This window comes from Nostoc sp. UCD121 (genome assembly GCF_014222285.1).
Lineage (GTDB): Bacteria > Cyanobacteriota > Cyanobacteriia > Cyanobacteriales > Nostocaceae > Nostoc.
This window is the reverse complement of sequence record NZ_JACKZS010000417.1, coordinates 1-2480: the sequence shown is the minus strand read 5'-3', so window position 1 is coordinate 2480 and position 2480 is coordinate 1. Positions and strand designations below refer to the sequence as shown.

Sequence of the window (2480 nt, the reverse complement as noted above, 5' to 3'; positions counted from 1 at the left end):
CTTGCTATGTATAGGGTTCAGGCATTTTTAAGTAAAATTGGCTCTATAGCGTAAATCTTGGGTATCTATCGCTACAAGAACTAGAGTTTTTATTAATTTTCTTTACAGGTTTTACAGGTTGAACGATGAATATCTTTCGCAGTAAAACCCCTGAAGCTCTTACAGGTAAAGGATTACAGCCAAAAGCATTAGCCTCCTACCACAGAGTATTTATAATTCTCTTGGGTAGGCGAAAAGCAAATATGGGGTCAGAAGTGCCAGTGCATTCATACACAAATTCTCATTAGACATCAAAAATACTAGAACGTATATATAGCAACACTTTTCAGACCATCTTGCAGGTTTTTACACCTATCTCGGCTCAATACCTAGTTAGCCCAACCAATAATTTCTCTGCCCGTAAGAGCCACCGACTCCGAGAGCGAAGCGGTCACGAGTTCGTCGGCTCAACACGACTTACCGACTAAAACCACGATCCTGCTGTAAGAGCTTTTCTTGCTCCTCCCTGAGATGAGCTTCTAGTTCTTGGCTCCAATCAGGATTATGGGTTTTGAGCCTTTTACCCTGCGGCAACAATTCTAATACTGCACTAGCCGCCTTATTCCCAAGTTCATCATTATTGAATGCTACGACAACCCTATTGAAACCTTTGAGAAATTCCATAGGTAGGTTATTCGGATCATCAGCGACTATCAACATGGTTCTAGTTGGTGGTAGCCCCTTGCAACTTGAGATAAGATAAGTGGCTGCTGACATCGCATCAATTGGTGTAGAACACAAAAAGACGTTTTCTACCTTGTCCGTTGGTTGCCCTCCCAATCTCAGATAAAACCAACCTTTTTGTGTAGAGGTGTTTTGGTCGTACTCCACAGTGCGATGATTTTCTCTAGGCTTTGACCAAACTAATGCGCCAGTTTTTTCACCATCTAAATCACGCTTGATAAACAAAATATTTCGTTGCTCATCCATGTAAAGCAACTGATTATTATGTAATCCTTGCACAATATAATCTGGTATGTAGCGTTTCTCGTCCAAATACTTGTGCAACACTTGCCAAACAACTTTATCCTCTGGTGGTGGAGTGAACTGGGGCTGTTGTTTGCGTTCAATTTCTTGAAGAAACTTTTCTAACTGCTCAATTGGGAGTGGTTTAGCAGGTTTGAGCAGCAATTCATGAATAGGTTCATCATCACGTTCTGGTTGGTAGTCAACACCGCGATGTTTTTGCAAACCAGGGAATGTGTAAGCTGCACCTAACTGTGTACCACTAAAAGCTTGCCCATCTTTCTCATAAGAAATGCCTTTAGACTTCCCATTCCTAGTAAATCCTGTTCTTACGCTAATGCCAGCTTGCTGCAACCGCATGATCAGCGTTGGCATTTGGGGATTATCAACTCCGGCTCTGTCAATTGTCTGCTGAACTTCCTCTTTGATGATACGTTGTGGAGGAGAGTCACGTTGTCCCTGTGAAAATTCTTCTTGCTCTCGCCTTATGCGTCTAATTTGTCCGGTGCTGGGCGTGCGATTCAGTTTTTCTCTACTGCCCTGCACTTGGACTAACTCATAGTCTTGCTCAATTTGTCGCAGAACTTTCTCAGAGCGAACATAATCCCAAGAATCATGCACTACTAGCCCCGTGTCCATCCTGATCCGGCTGGCTGCAATGTGGATGTGGTCGTCGTCGGTGTTATGGTGGCGAAAGATGACAAACTGATTGGCATCAAAGCCCATCTCCTTCATGTAGCGTGAGCCAATCTCGCTCCACTTCTCATCATCTAATTTATCGTCTTTAGCTGCTGATAGAGAAACATGATAAACAACTCGGTCTGCATCAGAATTTAGTTGTCGAGATAGCTTAAATTCACGCGCCAATTCTCGCGCATTTCTCCCGCTCATGTTGCCGCCGATTAGTTTGGCATCTTCACGGGATTCCAAATAATCTAACAACTTGCGAAAACCTCTGCCCTTAGTCTGCTTCCCAATCATCGGATTCCTCTTCCTCCTCCGAGTCGTCATCATCAACATCATCCGAGGCAATGTCTCGCCTACACTGATGCAGCAGTTCTAAAAGTTCTCTTAGAAGTTCTGGATCAGCAGGTAAAGTTCGCCCAACTAAGAGTGCTATGTTAGTTGCCTTTACAAGCTGGTTGAGGTTATTCCCGATTTGTCCTAATTCCCAATATGTTTGCAAGCTAATTTTACTTAGTCGTTTTGGTAATGGACGCATCAACGCATTACGCCTCATCAGTTCACTCGCTGACATCCCCGCGTCAAGTGATTTTATTCGCAGCAAGTCCAGTTCGATGTCGCTCAATCTTACTGGAAAAATATGCTTTCGGACTAGAGCTTTTGACTGCTTGCGGTTCGCCATAAATCGAGAATATATCGGGACATTGCGAGGGGGGTTTTTCAAGGGGGGTTTCCCCACTTGAACCAGTCTGCCGTTCGAGCGAAGCGAGACAGAGCGTAAGCTTTGAGGC

2 protein-coding genes are annotated in these 2480 nt (G+C 44.0%); both read right to left on the bottom strand.

What is annotated here, in order from left to right; all coding sequences use genetic code 11:
* Positions 1–456 precede the first annotated feature (456 nt).
* Entirely contained in the window at positions 457–1986 is a 1530-nt protein-coding gene (locus tag GNF10_RS36440; protein ID WP_185587700.1) for a relaxase/mobilization nuclease domain-containing protein, read from the bottom strand.
* On the bottom strand, positions 1967–2480 hold a 514-nt coding region (gene mobC, locus GNF10_RS36435; RefSeq protein WP_260446386.1), incomplete at its 5' end, for a plasmid mobilization relaxosome protein MobC. The genes mobC and GNF10_RS36440, both read right to left, overlap by 20 nt.

Coding starts and splice junctions, on each gene's coding strand:
- GNF10_RS36440 (WP_185587700.1), bottom strand. CDS start 1,986: ATGATTGGGAAGCAGACTAAGGGCAGAGGTTTTCGCAAGTTGTTAGAT.